Origin of the sequence: Halomonas litopenaei, from assembly GCF_017303055.1 — a bacterium.
Lineage (GTDB): Bacteria > Pseudomonadota > Gammaproteobacteria > Pseudomonadales > Halomonadaceae > Halomonas > Halomonas litopenaei_A.
The window spans coordinates 799,153-821,432 of record NZ_JAEKJT010000001.1; the positions used below are offsets into that span (position 1 = coordinate 799,153).

Sequence of the window (22,280 nt, forward strand, 5' to 3'; positions counted from 1 at the left end):
GATGGGTGGCACCTGGCGTGCCACCCAAGCCAATAGTGGTGGAGTGTGGCGCGGTGCCCTCCGCGCGTCCACCCTTGGGTGTCACGTCAAGGGGTGTCGCCACGGTGGGCGCGTTCGACCATTGGTGACTGTCTTCCCAGGCCGTCTCACCCTTAAGGTGGCGCCATGACCGCCGGAGCCTCGCATGATTACAGCCTACTTGACCCATCCGCAGTGCCAGCGCCACGACATGGGACCAGAGCACCCGGAGAGCCCGCTGCGACTGGATGCCATCAGAGCTCAGCTGATGCGTGCAGGTGTGCTGCAGCATGCCATGCAGGCCGATGCTCGCGAGGTCACCCGGGAACAGCTTGAGCGCGTGCATGGCACTTCCTACCTGGCGCGCCTCGACGCCGCTCTGCCTGACGCCGGCCACGCCCACCTGGACGCCGACACCTTGATGAACCCCGACAGCCTGCAGGCAGCAAGCTTTGCGGCTGGGGCGGTCGTCAAGGGCGTGGACCAGGTCCTCAAGGGCAAGGCTGATAACGTGTTCTGCGCGGTGCGTCCGCCAGGACACCACGCCGAAGCCGATGAAGCCATGGGTTTCTGCTTCTACAACAACGTCGCTGTCGGTGCGGCCCACGCCCGAGCGGCCCATGGCGTGCAGCGCATCGCCATCCTCGATTTCGACGTGCACCAGTGCAATGGCACTATCGATATCTTCAAGAATGATCCCGATACCCTGATCTGTACCAGCTTTCAGTCGCCCTTCTATCCCTGGCGGTATCTCGACACTCCCTACCCCAATGTGGTGCACACGCCACTGCCTGCCGGCACACAGAGTCTTGAGTTTCGAGCTACCATAGAGCGTGACTGGTGGCCTGCGCTGGACCGTTTCAAGCCCGAACTGGTGATCATCTCGGCAGGCTTTGACGCCCATCGCGACGATCCCATGGCCGAGCTATGCCTGGACGATCAGGATTACCACTGGATTACCCAGGGCATACTCGCCATAGCGCGCCAGCATTGTGAAGGGCGCGTCGTCTCAGTGCTTGAAGGAGGCTACGACCTCATCGCTCTCGGCAGATGCGCTGAAGCCCATATGCGCGCCCTGCTGGGACTGGCCTACTCACCTTCCGCCGCCACCTGACGGCGCGCCTCCCTCCCTCTCACGGGGCTGCAAGTTACGGGCTGTGGCTTAAGAGCGGCGTCTTACGGGTAAAACAGGCAGAAGCGAAACAGGGAGGGGCTGTGTTAGCCTAAAGGAAATCAGATTTCCTATCGTGAACACCGCCATGGCGCAACATACCGATCAGGAGGCAGCGCTCGAGATTGCCTCCGGCCGCAAGGCCTTCGTTGAACCCCTCCGTCTTGGTGAGCGGCTCAAGGAAATACGCCTTGCCAACCAATGGACGTTGGAAGATGTCAGCCAGCGCACGGGGCTGGCCCGCTCGACGCTTTCCAAGATCGAAAATGATCAGATATCCCCGACCTTCACCGCCGTCCAGAAACTGATCGGTGGGCTTGGCATCGACTTGCCACAACTGCTGTCACCCCCACGCCAGCAGTCGCGCACCATGGGCCGACGCGATATGACCCGTCGCGGCGATGGTCAGCGCCACCCGACGCCGACCTACGAGCACGAGCTGCTCAGCTGCGAACTGGCTCAAAAGCGAATGATCCCGTTCAAGACGATCGTGCGGGCGCGTCGGTTCGACGAGTTTTCCGAGTGGGTACGTCATGACGGCGAAGAGTTCTTGATGGTGCTGGACGGAGAAGTCCTGCTCTACTCGGAGTTTTATGAGCCGCTGGCGTTGGCCGAGGGGGACAGCATCTACTTTGACAGCGACATGGGCCATGCACTGGTCTCTACCAGCAAGGAAGACGCCACGATCCTGTCCGTCTGTACGCGACGGGAAGCGGTGAGCGGTTAAATTCTGGTCGGCGCCAAGGCGCTAGTTGCTGGTCCGTGTGGTGACTTGAGCATCGTGGCATGCGTGAAAAGAGCCAAGGTCTCGTCAAGGAGCGCTTCTTACTCACTACCGCCTACATCGACCTACTGCCGGCGCTGAAGATCCCCCGGCCGGGGATCAGGCTTGGCATCATGGATAAACCGATCTCGCCCATGGATGATCTGCAGTCTGCGCCCCTTGGCGCGGGCAATCAGCAGCACCCCAAACCTCTCGGCAAGCTCGACACCTTTCTGAGTAACGCCTGAGCGGGATACCAGTATCGAAATGCCCATCTGCGCCACTTTGAGCACCATCTCGGAGGTCAGTCGCCCGGTGGTGTAGAAGATGTCGGGTACCTGCCCATCCCCCGGCGTTAACCACTCACGCCCGGCCAGAGTATCCACGGCGTTGTGGCGCCCCACATCCTCGACGAAGTCCAGCACCTCCTGCTGGCGGCACACCGCACAGCCATGTACCGCGCCCGCACTGCGGTAGGTGTCGTTATAGGCCCCTAGTGCCTCCAGCAAGGCGTAGATCACCGATTGACGTACCGGCTCACGCGACAGTGCTGCCATCGAGGTCTGATCCAGCAGGCGGCCGAACACCGTGCCCTGGCCACAGCCAGTGGTAACGGTACGCTGGCCCAGGCGCTGCTCGAGATCGTCGGGCTCCTCTCGCGTCACCACGGCCGCAGCCTCTACCTCCCAGTCCACCATGACAGCGTCCAGGTCCTCACGCCGCTGTATCAAGCCCTGATTGCGTAGATACCCCACCACCAAGGCCTCAGGGTCGGCACCAAGGGACATCAAGGTGACGATCTCCCGTCGATTGAGGTACACCGTCAAGGCCCGCTCTGCGGCGATCGCCTGGCGACGGGGATGACCAAATTCATCGACAACCTCGATCTCGAGTGTCGCTGGCAACTGCGCGTAGCTTCTCTGGACCTTATGCTGGCTGCTGGGCTTGCTGAATGACATGCAGACTCCTGGAGGTAGGTGGCAGCCATCGTAAGGGCGTGAATCAAATGCCTGTTAACGGCATAATGCATGTTGGGTATCATTGAATGAGCGTTCGCTGATACTGTCGTTCCCCAGAGGCAAGGATGCCGCACGGAGACAATACACCATGACTGAGATGTCCAACAGGCGACAACTCAGCCTTGACCTTGGTCACCACGACCGTATGGTCAAAGGCTTTCGCCAGCGCAACTGGGAAATCACCGGCCTTGAACCCGGAAACAGCGGTCCCTGGGTGCTGACGCTGGTGCTGAGCATGACCGAGCGTGCCGCCTACCGCTTCAACCTCGAGTCCCAGACCCCACGCCTGTTCGTTCGCGCTGGCCACAGCGACCTGCCTCCCAAGCCCGACGCGGTCACCGCGAGCCAGGATGTCGCTGCCAACTGGATGGACGGTGAACACCGAGTGCTCGCCACACCCATGCCCTTGGCCCTGCAGGCCTGGGTCGAGGCCTATCTGGCAGCCCATGGCGAAGCGCCGGCAGAGGGGCGCAAGAAGAAGCGCAAGGGCGCAGGCCGTGCCCGGGAGAACACTGCATGAGCCGCCTGTCGCGCTGGTCTCAGCGCAAGCTGGATGATCACGAAGCGCCTGACCACTTAGCGTCCGTGGATGAAACGCAGCGAACCATTGGGGCCGGCACGGCGGCCGGCATTGCGGCTGGCAACGAGCCGGAAGATGCCCCCAGTGATCGTATGTACGCTCCCGGGCACGCCGCTGTGCCAAGCCCAGCGCAAAGCCCGGCGCAAGCGCAACCGACGAAAGCTGCAGAGGGCGACGCCAGCGAGTCTGCTGCTGGCGCTGACGCCACCGCCCTGCCCGATCCAGAGACGTTGGTTCCAGGCAGTGATATACGCGCCTATCTTGAGCCTGGCATCGACAAAGCCTTGAAGCAGCGTGCCCTGCGGCAGCTTTTCAGTGCCGAGCGCTACGGCATTCGCGACGGTCTGGACGACTACGACGATGACTTCCGACAGCGCCTGACACCGCTGGCCAAGGAAACCGCCCAGCGCTTGCGCCGCTGGTGGGATAACGTCGACGACGCGACTGACGATCGGACTCTCGATGCCGATGCCGACAGTGTTGATCAAGACAGTGCTGATCAAGAGGCTGGCGACCAGCAGGCTTTTGACCACGGCATCGCCGAGAAAGACGCCGCTGGGCATGCGCAGGACCAAGCTACCAACGAGGGTGGTGCCACTCCTTCTCGCCCACGCACAGGCCGGGAGGAGTCTACCTCAGCATGCAGTAAGTCTCACTGCGAGACGCTCAGCGAAGACACAGCGAGGGGCGACGACCGGGACCTCTCGGGAGATACATCTCAACCCTGACCTCATCAACGTTTGGCCCACGTCTTCGACCAAGGGCGGTTGGCGAATTTGAGATTGACCGCTCACACTGAGTCCTAGACACATAAGAAAAAAATGATAACGACCAATACGTTCTCGACCGTGGAACAGCATGAACCAAAGAATTGCGACGATACCGGTAGACCAGGAGGTCAACCGGAAAGCCCGTGAGCGCGCACTTGCCGCCAGCTCATGGCCAGTCAACCTGGCAGCCTCCTCCGTCGGCTATCAGAGTCATGGCCATGTGCTGGCCATCGGTGACAGCCGTGCCCTGACCGCCCTGCTGGACCGCCAGGGAGACGCATCATCCCTGGCCAGCCTGACGCTGGTCGTCACCGACGCCGGACATCAAGCGCTCACGACCCATGCTGATCTGCGTGCCCATGCCGATCTGCGCGTCTTCGTGCAACCACTGCTGGGCAAACACCCTGCGGACCTGCACCTCGAGGGCTACCTGGGCAACTTCAGGTTGTGGCTGCCGACGCCCGATGGGCCTATCAACCTGGCCAAGGCGCTACTGGAACGTGACGGCCACGACCTGGTCATCGACCTATGTGCAGAGCCCAGCCTGCCTCGAGAGCTTCCTCCTCCCGGCTACTTTCACGCCCCTGTTGCGGGGGAGCAGCGCGACACCCTCATTGATGGTCTGGCTGACTGGGTTGGGGACTTCGAGAAGCCTCGCTACTTCCAGATTCATAACGATCGCTGCGCCCACTCCACACGTGGCTTTGAAGGCTGTACTCGCTGCCTGGAGGTTTGCCCAGCCGATGCTATCCACAGTGTTCCTGGAAGGATTGGCGCGCACATCGAGATTGACCCTCAGCTGTGCCAGGGCGTAGGTAGCTGTTCCAGCGCATGCCCCACCGGAGCCATCGAGTTTCGCCAGCCTCACAGCCTACGTCAGCAGGACACCTTGCTGGCGTGGCTCGATGGGTATCACAACGCTGGCGGCACGTCGCCGGTCGTGCGCTTCGTCCAGGCCGACTACACCGACCATCAACAACCTGACGCGCCTCACGTGATCGACGTGGCCCTGGAAGATCTTGGCGCCGCCGGTGCTGACCACTGGCTATCGCTGATCGCCGCGGGAGCGTGTGAAGTCCGCATTGTCGACTACCCCTCCATGCCGCCGCGCCTCGCCGCTCATCTGGAGGATCAGCTGGCTCAGGCTCGCGGACTGCTCGCGGCACTTGGACATTCTGAACAGCGACTCCAGCGTTTTGCCGCCAGCGACCCGCTCAGCAGCGATGCTTTGCCCCGCCATGCGGGATTGCCCACCCGCCTGAGCCGCCTTGACGACGACGCCGACAGTGACGGCGATGACGAGCAGGGCAAGCGCCGACGCCTCAACCGAGTGCTGGAGCACCTGGCGCTCCATGGCGAGCAGGATGGCCAGCGACACAGCATGCCAGGCGGCAGCCCTTTCGGGGGCATCGACGTCAATAGCGATGCCTGCACCCTGTGCATGGGCTGCGTCGCCAGCTGTCCCACGGACGCGCTCGCCGCGGGCGGGGACACACCTAGGCTCGACTTTCGTGAGGCCGACTGTGTGCAGTGCGGTCTATGCGCAAAGAGCTGTCCTGAATCTGCCATCACGCTGCAGCCCGGATTCTTCGCCAGCTCAGCGCGAGCGGACTGGCGCGTGTGCCACGAAGACAGCCCCTTTCACTGCATCTCCTGCGGCACCGCGTTCGCCAATCGCGGCACCATCGAGGCCATTCAGCAAAAGCTCGCCCAGCATCCGTACTTCAGCGGTGATCAGGCACGCCGTCTGGAGATGTGTCAGGACTGCCGCGTCAAGGATGTATGGCAGGAGATGGCGACCAACCCGGAGGCTCAGCTCAAGGTATGACGGCTCAACACTCGCCCACCGATATCTCGCCCGGGCAGGACGATGAGGCCCGGGCCCTCAGAGCGGACATCTATGCCCTGCTCGCCGCCTTGCTGAGAACGCCACCCGACAACGCACTGCGTGAATGGCTGGCTTCTCTCGAGACATCGACAGACGACATACGTTTCGCCCAGGCCTGGCAGCGCCTGGCGAATGCCGCCGCGGACAGTACCAGCGAAGGGCTGAAACGCGCTCACTTCGTTCACCTGGTCGGCGTCATCCAGGGCGATGTGCTGCCTTACGCCTCCTACTATCGTGAAGGCGGCTTGATGGAAGCGCCATTGGTCGCCCTGCGCCAGGAGCTGCGCACGCTTAACCTGGAACGTTCTCCCGACGTGAGTGAGCCCGAGGACCACCTGGCCGCCCTGTGCGAAGTCATGGCCATGCTGGTGGCGGAAAGCCATCCCCACGAGGCCGGTTTCTTCCATCGCCACCTGGCGCCCTGGGCCACTGACTGTGCACGGGATCTCGCCGCCGTGGCATCGCCCTTCTATGCCGCCATCGGCGCGCTGGCGTCACTCTTCTTCGAACGCGAAGGCAGTCAGTTGCAGGCTACGCCCCACCCCTCATCCCAGACCCTCGGCATGGCAACACCAGACGTTCGTCGCCAGCCCCAAGGAGCAGGAGATCAAGCATGAGTGCTACCCCCGATACACAACGACGTCGCTTCCTGAAGGTGCTTGGCGGGGGCACGATTGCCGCTGCCGGGGCAGCGGTCGTGGTCAGCCAGACGGCTCAGGCGACAGCAGAGGACAACGCCGACGCCTCATCGGCCAAGCGTGACCCAGCGTCTTCCGGCAATTACCGGGAGACAGAGCACGTGCGTGCTTTCTATGACTCTCTACGCGACTGATACCCAGGAGATCCTGCTATGCGTCTGACACGCACCTCTCACACTCCCAAGGCATCCGGGCTGGGTATCTCGCGGCGACAGTTCCTCAAGCGCAGCGGAGCCGCCACCGGCGGTGTTGCCGGCCTCGGTCTACTTGGCAGCCCGATGATGCGTCGCTCCGAAGCCGCCGAGAAAACCCCGTACAGCGACGCACCGGTAGAGACACGCCGGACGATATGTTCACACTGCTCCGTCGGCTGCGGCGTCTATGCAGAGGTTCAGGAAGGCGTCTGGACCCACCAGGAACCGGCCTTCGACCATCCGATCAATCGCGGCGCCCACTGCGCCAAGGGTGCCTCGTTGCGTCAGCATGGCCACTCGACGCGACGCCTGAAATACCCCATGAAACTGGTCGCCGGCGAATGGCAGCGGCTGTCCTGGGATGAGGCCATCGACGAGATCGGCGCCAAGGTGCTGGAACTGACGGATCAGCATGGGCCAGATAGCATCTACTGGCTGGGATCTGCAAAGTTCAGCAATGAACAAGCCTACTTGATGCGCAAGTTTGCGGCGCTGGCGGGCACCAACAACACCGATCACCAGGCCCGTATCTGCCACTCCACGACGGTGGCGGGCGTTGCCAATACCTGGGGCTACGGGGCGATGACCAACTCGCTCAATGACCTCCAGAACAGTCGTTCGATCCTGTTCATCGGCTCCAATCCCAGTGAAGCGCATCCCGTGGCCATGCAGCACGTGCTGCTCGCCAAGGAGCGCAGCCAGGCCGAAATCATTGTGGTGGATCCTCGCTTCACCCGCACCGCAGCGAAGGCCGATCACTACGTGCGGATTCGTCCCGGCTCTGACGTGGCCTTTATCTGGGGACTGCTGTGGCATATCTTCGAAAACGGCTGGGAAGACCGTCAGTACATTGAGCAGCGCGTCTATGCCATGGACGAGGTGCGCAATGAAGTGGCCAACTTCCCGCCCAGCGAGGTAGAGCGAATCACCGGCGTGCCCGAAAATGTCATGCGGGATACCGCAAGGACATTGGCTGACAACCGCCCGGGTTGCATCGTCTGGTGCATGGGAGGCACCCAGCACACCACCGGCAACAACAATACTCGCGCCTACTGCATTCTCGAGCTCGCCCTGGGCAATATCGGCAAGTCAGGTGGTGGTGCAAACATTTTCCGTGGCCATGACAATGTTCAGGGCGCTACCGACCTGGGACTGATGTCCCACTCGCTGCCCGGCTACTACGGTCTCGCCGAGGGCGCGTGGCAACACTGGGCCCAGATCTGGGGGCTGGACTACGAGTGGCTCAAGAGCCGTTTCGACCAGACCGAGTACGCCGACGGCTACCCGATGAATTCCAGCGGGATCACGGTGTCTCGCTGGATTGATGGCGTGCTTGAGGACGATGCTGATATTTCGCAGCGCACAAGCCTCAAGGCGATGTTCTACTGGGGACATGCCGTCAACTCCCAGACGCGTGGCACCGAGATGCAGAAGGCCATGCAGAAGCTGGAGATGATGGTCATCGTCGATCCTTATCCGACTGTGGCTGGCGTCATGCATGACCGCACCGACGGCGTCTATCTGCTGCCGGCCGCCACCCAGTTCGAAAGCTACGGTAGCGTGACGGCCACCAACCGCTCTGTGCAGTGGCGTGACCGTGTGGTGGAACCCGCGTTCGAAGCCAAGCCCGACCACGCCATCATGTATCTGCTTAGCCAACGTCTTGGCTTTGCCGACAAGCTGTTCAAGAACATCCAGGTCAATGGCGATGAGCCACTGATCGAGGACATCACCCGAGAATTCAACCGCGGGATGTGGACCGTCGGCTATACCGGCCAAAGCCCAGAGCGGCTGAAGGCCCACCAGCAGAACTGGCACACCTTCAGTTTCCGTGACTTGCGTGCCGAAGGTGGGCCGGCTGACGGCGATTACTACGGCCTGCCCTGGCCGTGCTGGGGCACGCCAGAACTTGGCCATCCAGGCACTCCGATTCTGTATGACACCAGCAAGCCGGTATCCCAGGGGGGGCTGACCTTCCGTGCTCGCTTCGGTATCGAGCATGAAGGCACCCCTATTCTGGCGGACAACTCCTTCAGCGCCGAGTCTGATCTCGAGGATGGCTATCCTGAATTCAGTGCCGACATGCTCAAGGACCTGGGCTGGTGGGACGAGCTGACCCCGGAGGAAAAGCAGGCTGCAGAGGGCAGGAACTGGAAGACGGATCTGTCCGGCGGCATCCAGCGTGTGGCTATCGCCCACGAGTGCGCCCCCTTCGGCAATGCCAAGGCGCGCTGCAATGTGTGGACCTTCCCCGACCCGATTCCCAAGCATCGTGAACCGCTCTATACCTCGCGACGTGACCTGGTCAAGGACTATCCCACCTGGGAGGACGTGGCCTCCCATTATCGCCTGCCGACGCTCTACCAGAGCATTCAGGAAAACGACGCCAGTCAGAAGTACCCCATCATCATGACGTCTGGACGTCTGGTCGAATACGAAGGTGGCGGCGAGGAAACCCGCTCGATGTCGTGGCTGGCCGAGTTGCAACAGGAGATGTTCGTCGAGATCAACCCTGCCCTGGCCAATGACCTGGGCATCCAGGACGGCAACATGGTCTGGGTCGAAGGTGCAGAAGGTGGACGCATCAAGGTCAAAGCCATGGTCACGCCGCGGGTGGCCAGGGAAGTGGTCTTCATGCCGTTCCACTTCGGTGGCGTGTTCCAGGGAGAAAGTCTGGCCGACCGCTACCCGGAAGGCACGGTCCCCTACGTGATCGGCGAGGCGGTGAATACGGCAACGACATACGGCTATGACTCGGTGACCCAGATGCAGGAAACCAAGTGCACGCTGTGTCGTATCGAGCTCGCGAGCTGAACCGTCGAATCGAACAAGAGATCGGGACCGGTGAACAGCCCGTCCCGACCTCCGGGAAACCAGGAGTTGCAAGATGGCCCAAATGAAATTCATGTGTGACGCAGAGCGCTGCATCGAGTGCAACGGCTGCGTTACCGCCTGCAAGAATGCCAACGAGGTCGAGTGGGGAATCCAGCGCCGGCGCGTGGTCACCCTGAATGATGGTGAACCCTCCGAAGTCTCCATCTCGGTGGCCTGCATGCACTGCGATGACGCCCCCTGCATGGCCGTCTGCCCCACCGACTGCTTCTACAAGACAGATGACGGCATCGTCCTGCACGACAAGGACCTGTGCATCGGCTGCGGCTATTGCCTTTACGCCTGTCCTTTCGGCGCCCCCCAGTTCCCTCAGCAGGATGCCTTCGGCGAACGCGGCAAGATGGACAAATGCACGTTCTGCGCTGGTGGTCCCGCGGACAGCCCGGAAGAAGAGTACGAGAAGTACGGCGCCAACCGTATTGCGGAAGGCAAGCTGCCGCTGTGCGCTGAAATGTGCTCTACCAAGGCTCTGCTGGCCGGTGATGCCCAGACCGTAGCGGATATCTTCCGCGAGCGGGTCGTCCGTCGCGGCCACAAGGACGGCGCCTGGTCCGCTATCGGCAACGGGTCGCCCTCGGCGATCGACGCAATGGCCTACGATGCGACTCAAGACCAGTGAGGAGGCCCCATGAACATGCGTGATGTCTTGAGCTGGCTGGGCCAGGGGTTTCGCTTGCCACGGCTGGCGATAGCCCTTCCAGGAATAGCCCTGCCCGGTTTACTCCTGCTGGTCGCCCTGGCCTTTGGTAGCGCTGCACTGGCTGCCGACCCCAATGCGGAGATTGCGGTCGCCGTGCCCGCCGCTGACGCAGATACCTGGCGACAGGTGAAGGATGGTGAGTCCTTCATCGATACTCGCCATGATTCCACCTACAGCCTGATCAACCAGAGTGGTGAGACCTGGCGTCAATGGCGCAACAAATGGGTATCGCCATTCGGGCTGGTGGCGGTGGGCGGTATGCTGGTCATGATCACGATCTTCTATCTGATCGTGGGGCGCAGCCAGCTCGATGAACCGCGCACCGGTCGCAAGCTGTTGCGCTGGTCGGTCTTAAGCCGAGCACTGCATTGGACCTTGGCCACCCTGTTCCTGATTCTAGCGCTGACCGGGCTCAACATTCTGTATGGCAAGTTTGTGTTCAAGCCCTTGTTCGGGGATGCGGTATGGGCGGCCATGATCAGTGGCACCAAGTTCCTGCACAACTATATCGGCCCCTTCTTCGGCATCCTGCTGATCTTCGTGCTGGCGAAATTCCTGAAGCACAACTGGATCAAGCGCCATGATATCGAGTGGTTCAAGCAGGGGGGCGGCATGATCGGGGACAAGCATCCGGATGCGGGCTTCGCCAATGGCGGGGAGAAGGCGTGGTTCTGGATGCTGGCGACGGCGGGCATGGTGGTCTTTGCCAGCGGACTGGTGCTGGACTTCCCGAACTTCGATCAGAGCCGCGACACGATGCAGTGGGCCAACATCATTCACGCCGTAGGTGCACTGATTCTGACCGCCGTTTCCTTCGGCCATATCTACATTGGCACCCTCGGCACAGAAGGTGCGTTGGAAGGCATGACAACGGGATACGTCGACGAGACATGGGCCAAGCAGCACCACAACTTGTGGTACGAGGAGGTCAAGGATCAGGCCGGTGAAGCACCAGCGGCACAGCCCCACGACGATCAGGCCGACAGCACCCCCTCCTCGTCCTCACCCTCGTGATCATCAAGGGCTATTGTCCATCGCAGTGACGGTCAAAGCTGCACATCGCTTCACACGTCGCCCCGACTCATGTTCGGGGCGACGTGTTTCTTGCGGGCGGGCTTGGCGTTACCATCATGGCATCCGGCTTTGTGCTCGACATATTTTCTGGAGAACCTCATGCAACATCTCGATGAACACACGCGCACTGAAGTGGAAGCGGCAGCCTTCCGTCGTCTCCTGAAGCACCTTGATGACAACAAGGACGTCCAGAACATCGATCTGATGATCCTGGCAGACTTCTGTCGCAACTGCCTTTCCAAGTGGCTGGTAGCAGCCGCCGATGAGCGCGGTGAAACCATCGACTATGAAAGCGCCCGCGAGTACGTCTACGGGATGCCCTACAGCGAATGGAAGGAACTCTACCAGGCAAAGGCCACGCCAGAGCAGATGGCCGCCTTCGAGGCACGCCAGCAGACCAAGCGTGACAAGCAGCAGAGCAAGGAGAGCCCGAGCTCATGAGCCACGATGCCATGATCGGATTGAAGATCGCCGTCCTCACCGTCTCCGATAGCCGAGATGAAGCGACCGATCGCAGTGGACAGGCATTGGTCCAGCGCCTGGAAGATGCCGGTCACCAGCTGGCCGACAAGCAGATCGTCATCGACGATATCTATCGTATTCGTGCGGTGCTGTCCCAGTGGATCGCGGACCCGGAGGTTCAAGTGGTGCTGACCACGGGCGGCACCGGGTTTACCGGCCGTGATTCGACGCCAGAAGCCGTCAGTGTGCTGCTCGACAAGCGAATTGAAGGCTTCGGCGAACTCTTCCGCCAGCTGTCCTGGCAGGAGATTGGAAGTTCTACCGTCCAGAGCCGCTGCCTGGGCGGCATGGCCAATCGCACGGTCATTTTCTGCCTCCCTGGTTCTACAGGGGCTTGCCGCACCGCCTGGGATGGCATCCTTGCCGAACAGCTGGACAGTCGCCACAAGCCCTGCAATTTTGCCAATCTCGTGATTGCGGAGCGCGGACAGCATGACCATTGAGCCGTCGAGCAGGCTGGCACCGATGCAGGACGCCCTGGACACCCTGCTGGAGGGCGTAAAGGCCCTCCCCGAGGAGACCGTCAGCTGCGACGTCGCCGACGGCCGAGTGCTGGCCAGGGACGTCAAGGCCGTGCTGGACGTACCGCCTTTCGACAACAGCGCCATGGACGGCTATGCCCTGCATCATGAGGATGCCGGCCGGCGTCTACCCGTGGCGCTGAGGATGGCGGCAGGATCGCCCACGGCGAAGCTTGAACGAGGCACCTGTGCACGCATCTTTACCGGTGGCGTGCTGCCACAGGGCGCGGACTGCATCGTGATGCAGGAAAAGGTGGAGCGTGACGGCAATATCGCGATCATGCCAGCGACGATTCCTGCCGGCGACAACGTGCGCAGGCAAGGGCGTGATGTCACCAGTGGCGATACCCTGCTGGCGGCGGGCACGCGCCTGGATGCCGCTGCCCTGGGGCACCTGGCAGGCCAAGGCATCGTCGAGGTGGCTGTCCACCGCCGACCCCGTGTCGCCCTGCTGTCGACCGGTGACGAGATCATTGACCCGGGCAAGACGCTAGCCCCCGGTCAGATCTACAACTCCAATCGTGCCATGCTACTCAGCTTGCTGCAGCGGTTCGGTGCCGAGGTGGTACTGACCCGCAGCGTGCCAGACACTGCCGAGGGTACTCGCGCTTGTCTGTCTGAAGCTGCCGCGATGGCCGATCTGGTGGTGTCTACGGGTGGGGTCAGCGTAGGCGAGGAAGACCATGTCAAGGCAGCCCTGGAACAGCTGGGTCACCTGGATCTATGGCGCCTCGCCATTCGCCCTGGCAAACCCCTGGCGTTGGGCCAGTTGCCGAATGCAACAGGACATGCGACACGCTTTGTAGGTCTGCCTGGCAATCCAGTCTCCAGCTACGTCGGTGCCTGGCTATTCTTGCGCCCACTGCTCGGCAGCATGCAGGGTTGCCAGCAAATGGCTGAGCTACCGCGCCTTTGGGCACAAAGCGATTTCAGCACCAGCACGGGGCCACGCCAGCACTACATGAGGGTTTCCCTCGACTTCCGTCAGACTGGCATTGCGGCGAAAGCCTTCGACGACCAGAACTCAGGCGTTCTATCTTCCTGCATCAATGCCGACGCCTTGGCCGTCATTCCACCGCACACCGAGATAAGCCCTGGAGATGCTGTCGAGTGCCTGTGGCTACGAACGTCATGAGAGACGTGGGGAGACTTCCCAGTGGCGACGGGTATCCCGCCACAGGATGGCGAAGTCTTCCCGCAGGACGTCGTAATCCTGCTCCAGGTGCGGCACCAGTTCCGCCAGCCGATTGGGACCCGATAAACGCGTACCGATGCCGGCAATCGCGCGGGTGGTGAACGCCAGGCTGGAATAGCGCCGCAACCAGTCCTCACGCACCATCACGGGCACCATCTGGGCCAGCCGCTGCGGCGCACCATGCCGCTCGAACAGTCTGTAGCAGCGATCAATCAGCTCGTCTCGCTCGCGCCACTGATCGCCGCTCAGCTCATCAGCGAGAAAGTGGTCCCACATCATGTCCAGCGCAATACCGGCAACGCGACGCCCATCTGCTGGCGCACGAGCCCTTGCGGCAGCGACTCGGGGGTGATGATCGACAAAGGCATCAACCTGGCGATGATGGAGCACGCCTTCCGCGACTGGTGCTGGCCACGCAGACAGGTCGGTCCCCTTGACGCCGTCGGCAATCAAGTTGCCGAGCAGAAAGCCGTCACTGCCCTCGCGGGCCAGCCAGCCATGAGCCAGGAAATTCACAGCCGAGCCTAGAGGCAATTGGTCGGTTTAGGCAATCCAGCAAGGCGGGCACCTAGCTTCGGCGGACTGCCCGGAAATAACCGCATGAGATAGATCGAGCTAGCCTTGTCCTGGCCAAGGGCCTTGCCCACCGCCTTTACCAGCGGGCGCATGGCTGGCGACTGCTCGTAGCGCCCGTAGAACTCGCGCAGCACGTGGAGGATCTCCCAATGCTCCTCGGTAAGCACCAGGCCCTCCCGCCCTGCCAGCGCCTCGGCGACTTCAGGAGTCCAGTCGTTAAGATCAACAAGGTAGCCCTCGGGATCGAGTCCGATGGTGCCCGTGCCAAGGTTGAGCTCCTCAGCGGTCTGTGTCGTTGCCATGATGACGCTCTCCTGCTGGACGACGCTGATGACGGTGAATACTGAACGCCATGCCTGCATGGCGCTAGATAACAATAGGTGGGGGCACTGACAGCGAGCATAAACCCCGCGAATCGCCAGGGATGGCAGCTGGCTATCACCAGACTTACTGACTCAGTACCAGCTCACCACCTTGGTGGCCTGCTCCGTCAAGGCGACAAACTCCTGGATATCAATGACGGTGATGCTATCGGAACAGGCATCGACGAGACCTCGCGACGCCAGATCTTCTCGCAGCGCGAACAGTCTGCCAGTGAGCTGAGGCCAGCGCCCAGCCTGGGCTGGCAGGCACCCCAGGACACCATCCTCTATGAGCAACAGGCAATCCGCCTCGGTCATGGCGGCCAACGCCTGAAGGTAGACTGACGAATCTAGCGGCGAGCGATTGAGGGTATGCAGAATCATTCTTGCTCCACAGGGGCGACAAATGGCAATGGTGCAATAGATGGGTGAAGTCGATGGGTGCACAATAGATGAGCCGTGACTCAACCAGCAGGATCGCTTCCGTCGTCCATAGACAGTGAACGCCTCGCAGGCCTCAGAACGTCATTACCAGCGAATGGCATGCCATCAACTGAGCGACACCGCCACTGTCGACAGCGGTGACGTCGATGACCAGCGCGTCTGCCGACATGTCGAGGGCTTCCAGACTGGCACTGTCGGCATAGCACCGATCGATGTCATACATCTCGAGCATGTCCAGCGTCGGCAGAGTTCCCTTCTGGTCCAGCGGGCCTTTGCCCTGACCTGGCATCAAGGCGGCCACGCCACTGCCCATGAACAGAAGCGATACACGGCGCCCAAAGGCGGCAGCCACCAGAGCAGCATCAAGCCCTTCCTTCAGCGCGATACCTGAATGAGGACCATGGCGAAGAATCACCAGCAGTTCTCCCGCTGCCCCCTCGTCGACTGACGTCGTTACCGTCATACCCACTCCTCCGGGTTTGTCCCTGGCCGTGACTCCGCTCGCGTCATGCGCCGAAGGTGATCAGACGGTCACAGTCAACACCAAGGTCGATCAGCTGCCCCAGTCCGGTGAGCGTGAAAGGTGGCGCAAGGCTGTGCCCGTCCTTGCCATGTCGCGCCGCCTCAGCGGCATCGATGATGCCGCGTCGAAGAGCCGCCGCAATGCACACTTCGAGCCTGACGTCATGGTCACGCTGAAGATCTACCCAGCCATCGACAATCTGCGGCTCGTCCTGGGGCGGGGTCGCCAGGCTCGCCGCATTGTGAACGCCATCAGCGTAGAAGAACACGGCTTCCAGGCGGTGACCACGCGCTATCACCGCCTGGGCGAAACGCAGTGCACTATGGGCTGCCTGAGAGCTGTAAGGCGCACCCAGCAACAGGATGGCGTAGCGCATATGTCTCTACCCCTGGACAGCGTCATCAATCACTGGCATCGGGTCTATGGCGACACGCAGCCAGCACAAAAAAATGGCCCCGCATGAGCGGGGCCACCATTCTACGATACTTGTGCCATTCCGTCCCGTCTGGATCAATCCTGGCTGACAACGCCCAGCAGTGACAGCAGGCTGATGAACAGGTTGTAGATCGAGACGTACAGGGTGATGGTAGCGAGGATATAGTTGGTTTCGCCGGCCCGATGAACGATCTCGCTGGTTTGATACAGGATCGCTGCCGAGGAGAACAGGACAAAGCCCGCAGAGACCATCAGGGACAGCGAAGGAATGTTGAAGATCAGCGCGGCAACCATGGCCAGAATCAGTACGATGGCACCCGCCATCATGAAATTGGCCAGGAAGCTGAAGTCCTTGCGGGTGATCAGCGCGACCGCCGACAGACCGAAGAAGGTCAAACCGGTCATGCCCAGCGCAGTCATGATCAGTTCAGGGCCATTCGACAGCGTCAGGTAGGCGCTGAGAATAGGACCAAGGGTGAAGCCCATGAAGCCGGTGAAGGCGAATGTCGCCAATAGCCCCATGGCGGAGTTAGCGGTCTTGTGAACCAGGAACATCAGGCCGTATGCGCCAATGAAGAACACCAGAATGTTCATCTGCTGAACGCCGAGGGCCACTGCCGCCCCCGCTGTCACCGCAGAGAACAGCAGTGTCATCGCCAGCAAGCCGTAGGTATTGCGCAAGACCTTATTGGTCGCAGCTACCTGCGTCTGGGTCTGACGACTCACCTGTGACTCTTGATAAGCCATGTATCCGTAGCTCCCTGTTTGTGGACATGCATTCGACACAGAATGCCCATGGGAGGTTCCCGGCGCAAGACGTCCACCTGCGCGGTTTCAACGAAGGGAATTCACCTGAATGGCGCTGCATCCCCGCCACACTTGGCTCGAACAGCGTTTCCTATTGGCGACAAAAAATTGCTTAGCTGCACATTTCTTGCGCAGTTTCCCCCTTGCCAATCGCCTGGGCTAAAGATTAATGACCTGGCTGACGAGGGCTCCTCGGGTAAGCCGTAACACATTGATCGCACACAACTGTTGACGTGAGAAGAAAAGCTGGTAAAGTACATCGCCGTGAGCCGGAGGGATGGCAGAGCGGTTGAATGCACCGGTCTTGAAAACCGGCAAGGGTTAACGCCCTTCCAGGGTTCGAATCCCTGTCCCTCCGCCACTTTTTCTTTAAAACCAGCCTGTTACGGCTGGTTTTTTATTTGGTCCACCATCCAGACCACCAAACCTCAAGTGGTTAGAAAAAGACCAGTTAGCAGGGATGTGTAAGGAGCGCCTACTTTGCTTCTCCTTCTACGAGGTGTCTAAGCACAACGCCGGATAGCCAGGACGGAGAAGCACGAGGAAAGGAGGCGCAGGCATGTGCCGACGACAATCGACCAAGCCCCCCACCCACCTTTTTCCAATCTAGCCCACCTGCATGGCTCGTCTAGGGCCCGCGCGAAAAATTTTCGATTTTTGCGAATGGGGGAAAGCAGTTGAAATCGGTTTAGACAGTTTGTGCGGTCTACCTCCCGTTAGAAAAGTTTAGTAGTCGCTTCAGTTTGTATCACTGTGCGCCAGCAGCGCCCAACCAACCGAATAGACCGCTCAAACTGCACACGCCCCCCCTCTCGATATGGCCGCTGGTGCATGATCAAAAAAAAATCGCCCTGTCAGCCTATCAAGTGAGCCACTCCAGCCGGAGAAGAGCCATCCTCAATACCATAGATCTTGTCTGAGGTCGGCATCTAGATCGTGATAGCGTGCTTGCGTCTCGTATGACTTCGCGACTTGTTCAAGTAGGGCTGAGGTCCTCGGCCAAGCTGTGGCTGCCATTCGCGAATACTGTCTATATTGTTCCGCAAGCTCCTGTTCCTGAGCCCCACCGTCTGTAATGCCTCGAGTCGTAAACCCACGGCTATCTATAATTTCCGAGAAGAACCCACCTTCCAAGTCATCACTAGCAACTGCCTCAATAAGATCGCAGATCGGCTCACTAGGCCATACCTCACCATCAACGGGAAGCGGGCCGTGTCGCAATACTTGACCAATATGAAGGTCGCCGCTACCAAGCCTGTTGGCTTGCTCTAATAAGTCTCTCGCCTCTCGGACCCAAGAAAAGAGATTTTCTCTATCTACACCCCCTTCTTCAGACCTCCCTGGAACATCCTTCCAGGAACGGAGTAAGTTACGAGCTGTTCTCGCCCTAGTTTTCTCTGATTCAGAGGGCTCTATAGGCTCTTCATGCTCCGCTTGATAGATCATCGAAACTACCGCAACAAAATCCTTGGGACTATTCGATAACTTACGGTGGAGCACAGGTGATCTCCGCTTATCAAACCTAAAAAGAGGAAGGCACATCCACTCCAGCGCTGCGAGCCTCTCCTCATCGAACCCATGCTCAGCTAACCGGTCAAGGTGTCGCCCTACATGGTAAGGAAACATCTGACCAAGAGGCTCATTTGTTTTGTTTTCGGCAGATGCCTCAAGAGCAATAGCAGTCAGGTCATCTAACGGGCCTTGAGGTATGTCAGTGTTGTATAGATCCAGCAACTCAACAGCTGTGTACGGCCTTCCGTACTCAATGAGTTTCCTCGCGGAGCGTAGACAAGCTTCGCCTCTCTCTGGCAGCCCATAATGTTTAACTCGGTTCCAATAAATTTTTTCGACGTCGTGACCAGCGGCTTCCGAAATATCCCAAACTTTTGGGGTGGCTGGCAGAATAGCTAGAAAAGAGGCAGTATGATCACTTGTCCAGCCAGGATGCTCCTTTACAATTTCATAAGCCCACTCAAGCCAACCGCCCTCTAAAATTGAAATTCGCCTCGCGACAAATCCCTCTGCAAGCTGAATCAAAGATTCGCTAGTTGCTATTAGTTTTTGAAATACTCTCTCCTCCTCGTCCGAAGATAGCTCGATTCCTCCTAAAGCAATACCAATCCACCTTGGCCCAAAGCCTTTGCTTATCTGTTCCGCCCACGCAAACACACTATCTATACCGCCCTTAGCGTATACCTCCCTTACAGCTTCAGTTTGCGCCTCTTGTAATGCTTCTTGTTGCTGTTGATAGTCACCTTGACCCTCGAAGGCTCTGGGACTGCCCCTAAGGAAAAGCCAACGGTGACGATAACACGGGTCTTCCGGCGTTAGATGTTCACAACTTTCTTCGAGCTGATCTAAGTCTTTAGGTGGTAAGGACCAATCTGTATCCGGGTATGCCCGATGATGAGAGACAAGATCCCGAGCTGTATCGGATAAGACCTGCCGATCCGCTTGCGATAACATCGTTGGATCTAGGCCACTCATCTTTCCAGCAATTCTCGCTCGGAATGATGACGGAAAATCAGCATACCTGCCCACGACCTCAATCAATCGTTCACTATCATCATCAGCATCAACGATAATTCGCTCGCAGGCCTCATGCACTCCCCGGACGTGTTCACCGTATAACACCGATCTAGTATCATCTGGCTTCCAATCTCTCCATTTTGGAGAATAAGGAGCCACAAAAGTCTCGTGCTTTGATGGGAGAAGCTTCAACAACAAGTCCCAAGCGACGCTTGGAACGCGTCGTCGTATTTCATCAATAGCTTGAAAACGTTCATCTAAACTAGCTGAGGTCCCGCGAATCCACAAAACGTGAATCTCACGAAGACTATTGATAGGTCGATTTGTCAAACGGCCGCCGGGGTCAACGACCGCAAGCTTGGCGAGCGTAAGCGATACCGGCACAATATAATCAGCCTTCCAGGCTAATGCCTCTAGGGCCCATAGCACCCCAGTGTGAGGCGAAGCCCCTCCCAACATAAATCCATCTGTATGATCATCGTGATCTTGAAATACGCCTGAAATAGGATTTCCACCACTCAGCCCAGCGTCTACAGCTCGCAAAAAATCATATGGCGCTGCCTCTGCAAGGGCAGGCAGTACGCCTGAGATAGTCGACCAGCGTCGACCACTTGGATCTTCATTTGCGAAACTCAACAGGCGACGGACTATAATAGCTGCCTCATCGTCTGATCGACGCCGGTCTATAAGCTCTACAAGATCTGCGGCTGATCCCATTAAGGCAATGGTATCAGCAACTCCATCCATAATATGTGTAGAGTATGGCCTAACTTCCCCAATAATAGGTGCCATAAACCGCTCTTGCGGTGCAAGGTCGAGAGTAGGATCATCTGAACTCAGCACCTCAAGCGCAGCTTCTTGGAAGTGACGAAGATCGTCAGGTAAAAGATGCCTAGCAAGTAGCGTCCACGCATCCTGTTTCGATGCAACAAGCCACACATCTCCCACACGGCGCACGGGCGGATCAGAGGTATATGCCCACCTTGTAAGTGTGGAAGCCACCTCTTCGTAAGGCTGTCCTGCCAATGAGGCTATTATCTCCCTATCAGCTTCATTCCCATCCACCCATTGGCCAGCAAGCATCGCAGGTAAGATTTTTCTGGCATACTCTGGCTTGGACCACTCAGGCGTCTGCACAGCAGGTAGTACAGCCATAGCACGTCGCATGGATAACAGGCTTCTTCGCCCCAGTGTGGCGAAACGTGAAGCTTTGCTTTCAGGTAACCCCGCTTCAGTGAGAGCAGTTTGTATCCCATCGCGATGAAGACGAGGTAGCTCGTATTGGGCTTCTGTTCCTATCTCCCGGCCTATGGGAACGATGACATGGTGTCCGTTTCGGAATGCAAGCGCCGCGTCTGATCCCTCAAAGAGGGGCAGGAGAATAAGTGATGTCTCACTAAATGACAAACGCCGCCACGCTGAAGGGTTCCGAACAAGTATAGCTCGTTCCAATAGGCCATCAGGAGTATGTAACCCCTGAAGAGATGCCGCCAAAAACGCAACCGCTTCCTCTCGGCTGTCTGCGGCGACAGTGTAGGGAGCAGAAGGCTTCTGGAGGTGGGCAATAATATTCTCAACTGACGCCTTCCTTCCAGAAAGTAGTAACTCCGGTGGGATTTGAGGTATCGTTGCCTGAGACCATTCCTCCCACCAAGTCTCTAGACTTTCAGCCTCATAAGGATCCTTGCCAAGCAGCGCAGAGAACCATGCATGTACACTTGGCGCTCGTTCCATCCAGTGTGCTATATCGTCGGCATCATACGCACGCACCTCTTTCCATATCTCTTCCACATTACGTGCGTGGACCCAGTCCTCTTTACCATGCCAACGCCTTGGGGTAACAAAGACATAAGTGACCTCGCTCGGAGTTATATCTCCAGGGGTCGATGAACGCTTTTGGTAGTCTTCGTTGGCCTTTTGCGAAACTCTTCCGTTGGTACCTATCTCCCAAACGGAACGACCCTCAGGCACGTGGAGATCAGCGGCCCCTGCTTCAACCTTACCATCCCACCCTGGATACTGAACCCCTTCTCCACTTCGCACTGACAGCTCTTTCAGCCCTTGGCCCGTTGCGGTGACCAAACGTCTTACTAACTCAGGGAAACGTCCTCTTGCCTCAAGACGGTCGGCCCATCTAGAAAGATCAGTGGCATCAGCAAGGTTTAACTCGGCCATTTATCACCCCCCGTCTTCATATAACCTTCAGAAATATCTTTTTAATGCCCTACCTTTGCTATTCCCGTTGTCTACTATCCAAAGTGATTATCAAGCGACAAGGCTAATTTTAGTGCACCGCTGGGCAAGCCCAGCGGTGCACCTTCACATACCACCCTTATACAAACTTTACTTATGCTTTGGAACCCCTCTCCACAGGATGGGCCGTCCGCCACTCTCCTCTAGTCATCGGCAAGCCAGCGATGTACCCGCTCTCAAGCGTCCAGGTTCCCAGAGCCCACTCGACCCACCACCACGCCCATCTATGCCGAATGCGGTGTTTCCCCTGGCTGAAAACCCAAAGGGCCAGCTCTCCGCAGTCGACGAGTTGCGGATTTCCCCTATTCTTTACATACAGGACATCATCTACGACATCGTTATACTC

21 protein-coding genes and 1 tRNA gene are annotated in these 22,280 nt (G+C 59.1%); 14 read left to right on the forward strand and 8 right to left on the reverse strand.

The window, feature by feature from the left end; all coding sequences use genetic code 11:
* Window positions 1–184: 184 nt before the first annotated feature.
* Together JF545_RS03405 and JF545_RS03410 are read left to right on the forward strand one after the other, a co-directional pair.
* The gene (locus tag JF545_RS03405) at window positions 185–1,132 is read left to right on the forward strand and encodes a histone deacetylase family protein (protein WP_206938832.1); all 948 of its coding nucleotides are present in this window, start codon (window positions 185–187) and stop codon (window positions 1,130–1,132) included.
* A 145-nt stretch (window positions 1,133–1,277) separates the two neighbouring features.
* The gene (locus JF545_RS03410) at window positions 1,278–1,916 is read left to right on the forward strand and encodes a helix-turn-helix domain-containing protein (protein WP_206938834.1); all 639 of its coding nucleotides are present in this window, start codon (window positions 1,278–1,280) and stop codon (window positions 1,914–1,916) included.
* Between the two features lie 122 nt (window positions 1,917–2,038).
* Here JF545_RS03410 and JF545_RS03415 read toward each other — a convergent pair whose 3' ends face one another.
* Window positions 2,039–2,911, reverse strand: coding sequence for a formate dehydrogenase accessory sulfurtransferase FdhD (locus JF545_RS03415; RefSeq protein WP_206938836.1), 873 nt, complete (start codon window positions 2,909–2,911; stop codon window positions 2,039–2,041).
* A 148-nt stretch (window positions 2,912–3,059) separates the two neighbouring features.
* Here JF545_RS03415 and JF545_RS03420 point away from each other — a divergent pair, with 148 nt between their 5' ends.
* The 11 genes from JF545_RS03420 (at window position 3,060) to JF545_RS03470 (ending at window position 13,945) form a co-directional block, all read left to right on the forward strand.
* The gene (locus JF545_RS03420) at window positions 3,060–3,491 is read left to right on the forward strand and encodes a DUF3305 domain-containing protein (RefSeq protein ID WP_242520581.1); all 432 of its coding nucleotides are present in this window, start codon (window positions 3,060–3,062) and stop codon (window positions 3,489–3,491) included.
* Window positions 3,488–4,279, forward strand: coding sequence for a DUF3306 domain-containing protein (locus tag JF545_RS03425; protein WP_206938838.1), 792 nt, complete (start codon window positions 3,488–3,490; stop codon window positions 4,277–4,279). The genes JF545_RS03420 and JF545_RS03425 overlap by 4 nt, the downstream gene beginning before the upstream one ends.
* Before the next feature lie 130 nt (window positions 4,280–4,409).
* Window positions 4,410–6,149, forward strand: coding sequence for a 4Fe-4S binding protein (locus tag JF545_RS03430; protein ID WP_206938839.1), 1,740 nt, complete (start codon window positions 4,410–4,412; stop codon window positions 6,147–6,149).
* The gene (locus JF545_RS03435; RefSeq protein ID WP_206938850.1) at window positions 6,146–6,826 is read left to right on the forward strand and encodes a TorD/DmsD family molecular chaperone; all 681 of its coding nucleotides are present in this window, start codon (window positions 6,146–6,148) and stop codon (window positions 6,824–6,826) included. The genes JF545_RS03430 and JF545_RS03435 overlap by 4 nt, the downstream gene beginning before the upstream one ends.
* Window positions 6,823–7,041 carry a twin-arginine translocation signal domain-containing protein gene (locus JF545_RS03440; protein ID WP_206938867.1) on the forward strand — a complete coding sequence of 73 codons (219 nt, stop codon included), beginning with the start codon at window positions 6,823–6,825 and terminating at the stop codon, window positions 7,039–7,041. Before JF545_RS03435 ends, JF545_RS03440 begins: the two co-directional genes overlap by 4 nt.
* Window positions 7,042–7,059: 18 nt before the next feature.
* Window positions 7,060–9,915, forward strand: a complete 2,856-nt coding sequence (locus JF545_RS03445) for a formate dehydrogenase subunit alpha (RefSeq protein ID WP_206938869.1) — start codon at window positions 7,060–7,062, stop codon at window positions 9,913–9,915.
* Between the two features lie 73 nt (window positions 9,916–9,988).
* Entirely contained in the window at window positions 9,989–10,612 is a 624-nt protein-coding gene (fdh3B, locus tag JF545_RS03450; protein WP_206938871.1) for a formate dehydrogenase FDH3 subunit beta, read from the forward strand.
* 9 nt (window positions 10,613–10,621) lie between these two features.
* Window positions 10,622–11,707 carry a formate dehydrogenase subunit gamma gene (locus tag JF545_RS03455; protein WP_206938873.1) on the forward strand — a complete coding sequence of 362 codons (1,086 nt, stop codon included), beginning with the start codon at window positions 10,622–10,624 and terminating at the stop codon, window positions 11,705–11,707.
* 159 nt (window positions 11,708–11,866) lie between these two features.
* Window positions 11,867–12,208: a DUF1244 domain-containing protein gene (locus tag JF545_RS03460; protein WP_206938875.1), complete on the forward strand. Its 342-nt coding sequence runs from the start codon at window positions 11,867–11,869 to the stop codon at window positions 12,206–12,208.
* Window positions 12,205–12,732, forward strand: a complete 528-nt coding sequence (moaB, locus tag JF545_RS03465; RefSeq protein WP_206938882.1) for a molybdenum cofactor biosynthesis protein B — start codon at window positions 12,205–12,207, stop codon at window positions 12,730–12,732. Before JF545_RS03460 ends, moaB begins: the two co-directional genes overlap by 4 nt.
* A complete protein-coding gene (locus tag JF545_RS03470; RefSeq protein ID WP_206938883.1) occupies window positions 12,722–13,945 on the forward strand; it encodes a molybdopterin molybdotransferase MoeA in 1,224 nt (407 codons plus the stop codon). Before moaB ends, JF545_RS03470 begins: the two co-directional genes overlap by 11 nt.
* Here JF545_RS03470 and JF545_RS03475 read toward each other — a convergent pair.
* The 6 genes from JF545_RS03475 to JF545_RS03500 form a co-directional block, all read right to left on the reverse strand.
* Window positions 13,940–14,521 carry an ACP phosphodiesterase gene (locus JF545_RS03475; protein WP_206938884.1) on the reverse strand — a complete coding sequence of 194 codons (582 nt, stop codon included), beginning with the start codon at window positions 14,519–14,521 and terminating at the stop codon, window positions 13,940–13,942. The genes JF545_RS03470 and JF545_RS03475 overlap by 6 nt on opposite strands.
* 8 nt (window positions 14,522–14,529) lie before the next feature.
* Window positions 14,530–14,883: a TusE/DsrC/DsvC family sulfur relay protein gene (locus tag JF545_RS03480; protein WP_206938885.1), complete on the reverse strand. Its 354-nt coding sequence runs from the start codon at window positions 14,881–14,883 to the stop codon at window positions 14,530–14,532.
* Window positions 14,884–15,036: 153 nt separating this feature from the next.
* Window positions 15,037–15,327 carry a sulfurtransferase complex subunit TusB gene (tusB, locus tag JF545_RS03485; RefSeq protein WP_206938895.1) on the reverse strand — a complete coding sequence of 97 codons (291 nt, stop codon included), beginning with the start codon at window positions 15,325–15,327 and terminating at the stop codon, window positions 15,037–15,039.
* A 133-nt stretch (window positions 15,328–15,460) separates the two neighbouring features.
* On the reverse strand, window positions 15,461–15,850 hold the full coding sequence (locus JF545_RS03490) for a DsrE family protein (RefSeq protein WP_206938897.1): 390 nt from the start codon (window positions 15,848–15,850) through the stop codon (window positions 15,461–15,463).
* A 43-nt stretch (window positions 15,851–15,893) separates the two neighbouring features.
* The gene (gene tusD, locus JF545_RS03495) at window positions 15,894–16,286 is read right to left on the reverse strand and encodes a sulfurtransferase complex subunit TusD (protein WP_206938899.1); all 393 of its coding nucleotides are present in this window, start codon (window positions 16,284–16,286) and stop codon (window positions 15,894–15,896) included.
* Between the two features lie 134 nt (window positions 16,287–16,420).
* Window positions 16,421–17,092 (reverse strand): Bax inhibitor-1/YccA family protein, encoded by a 672-nt coding sequence (locus JF545_RS03500; protein WP_206938901.1) that lies wholly within the window; start codon window positions 17,090–17,092, stop codon window positions 16,421–16,423.
* Between the two features lie 331 nt (window positions 17,093–17,423).
* On the opposite strand from JF545_RS03500, the gene JF545_RS03505 reads away from it, so the two are divergent.
* A tRNA-Ser gene (locus tag JF545_RS03505) sits at window positions 17,424–17,513 on the forward strand.
* Between the two features lie 536 nt (window positions 17,514–18,049).
* Here the strand turns inward: JF545_RS03505 and JF545_RS03510 are convergent.
* The gene (locus tag JF545_RS03510; protein WP_206938903.1) at window positions 18,050–21,652 is read right to left on the reverse strand and encodes a hypothetical protein; all 3,603 of its coding nucleotides are present in this window, start codon (window positions 21,650–21,652) and stop codon (window positions 18,050–18,052) included.
* Window positions 21,653–22,280 lie beyond the last annotated feature (628 nt).

Excerpts from the sequence above, each read along its gene's own strand:
- JF545_RS03480 (WP_206938885.1), bottom strand. The coding sequence starts at position 14,883 with ATGGCAACGACACAGACCGCTGAGGAGCTCAACCTTGGCACGGGCACC.
- JF545_RS03490 (WP_206938897.1), bottom strand. The coding sequence starts at position 15,850 with ATGACGGTAACGACGTCAGTCGACGAGGGGGCAGCGGGAGAACTGCTG.
- JF545_RS03425 (WP_206938838.1), top strand. The coding sequence starts at position 3,488 with ATGAGCCGCCTGTCGCGCTGGTCTCAGCGCAAGCTGGATGATCACGAA.
- JF545_RS03430 (WP_206938839.1), top strand. The coding sequence starts at position 4,410 with ATGAACCAAAGAATTGCGACGATACCGGTAGACCAGGAGGTCAACCGG.
- JF545_RS03440 (WP_206938867.1), top strand. The coding sequence starts at position 6,823 with ATGAGTGCTACCCCCGATACACAACGACGTCGCTTCCTGAAGGTGCTT.
- JF545_RS03420 (WP_242520581.1), top strand. The coding sequence starts at position 3,060 with ATGACTGAGATGTCCAACAGGCGACAACTCAGCCTTGACCTTGGTCAC.
- moaB (WP_206938882.1), top strand. The coding sequence starts at position 12,205 with ATGAGCCACGATGCCATGATCGGATTGAAGATCGCCGTCCTCACCGTC.
- JF545_RS03415 (WP_206938836.1), bottom strand. The coding sequence starts at position 2,911 with ATGTCATTCAGCAAGCCCAGCAGCCAGCATAAGGTCCAGAGAAGCTAC.
- JF545_RS03405 (WP_206938832.1), top strand. The coding sequence starts at position 185 with ATGATTACAGCCTACTTGACCCATCCGCAGTGCCAGCGCCACGACATG.
- JF545_RS03460 (WP_206938875.1), top strand. The coding sequence starts at position 11,867 with ATGCAACATCTCGATGAACACACGCGCACTGAAGTGGAAGCGGCAGCC.
- JF545_RS03410 (WP_206938834.1), top strand. The coding sequence starts at position 1,278 with ATGGCGCAACATACCGATCAGGAGGCAGCGCTCGAGATTGCCTCCGGC.
- JF545_RS03470 (WP_206938883.1), top strand. The coding sequence starts at position 12,722 with ATGACCATTGAGCCGTCGAGCAGGCTGGCACCGATGCAGGACGCCCTG.
- tusD (WP_206938899.1), bottom strand. The coding sequence starts at position 16,286 with ATGCGCTACGCCATCCTGTTGCTGGGTGCGCCTTACAGCTCTCAGGCA.
- tusB (WP_206938895.1), bottom strand. The coding sequence starts at position 15,327 with ATGATTCTGCATACCCTCAATCGCTCGCCGCTAGATTCGTCAGTCTAC.
- fdh3B (WP_206938871.1), top strand. The coding sequence starts at position 9,989 with ATGGCCCAAATGAAATTCATGTGTGACGCAGAGCGCTGCATCGAGTGC.
- JF545_RS03455 (WP_206938873.1), top strand. The coding sequence starts at position 10,622 with ATGAACATGCGTGATGTCTTGAGCTGGCTGGGCCAGGGGTTTCGCTTG.
- JF545_RS03500 (WP_206938901.1), bottom strand. The coding sequence starts at position 17,092 with ATGGCTTATCAAGAGTCACAGGTGAGTCGTCAGACCCAGACGCAGGTA.
- JF545_RS03445 (WP_206938869.1), top strand. The coding sequence starts at position 7,060 with ATGCGTCTGACACGCACCTCTCACACTCCCAAGGCATCCGGGCTGGGT.
- JF545_RS03435 (WP_206938850.1), top strand. The coding sequence starts at position 6,146 with ATGACGGCTCAACACTCGCCCACCGATATCTCGCCCGGGCAGGACGAT.